The following is a 338-nucleotide window of genomic DNA, read 5'->3' on the forward strand; positions in this document are numbered from 1 at the left end:
GTCCTACTCGCCCGGGGCCACCAGCCCCGATTCGTAGGCGAAGACCACCGCCTGGGCGCGGTCGCGCAGGTCGAGCTTGGTCAGGACGCGGCTCACGTGTGTCTTCACCGTCTGCTCGGCCAGCACCAGCGTCTGCGCGATCTCCGTGTTGGACCGGCCGCGGGCCACCAGGGTGAGGACCTCGGTCTCGCGTTGCGTCAGGGCCTTGAGCCGCAGCGCGGGCCTGCCCCGGGTGGCGGGACGCTGCCGGGCGAAGTCCGCGATGAGGCGGCGCGTCACGGAGGGGGCGAGCAGCGCGTCGCCCGAGGCCACGACGCGTACCGCCGCGATGAGGTCGG

1 protein-coding gene is annotated in these 338 nt (G+C 73.7%); it reads right to left on the reverse strand.

The genetic code is table 11. From position 1 onward, the window contains the following. Positions 1–3: 3 nt before the first annotated feature. On the reverse strand, positions 4–338 hold a 335-nt coding region (locus KUM38_RS32920), incomplete at its 5' end, for a response regulator transcription factor (protein ID WP_217134948.1).

This window comes from Streptomyces sp. AC558_RSS880, from assembly GCF_019049255.1.
In the GTDB taxonomy this organism is placed as follows: domain Bacteria; phylum Actinomycetota; class Actinomycetes; order Streptomycetales; family Streptomycetaceae; genus Streptomyces.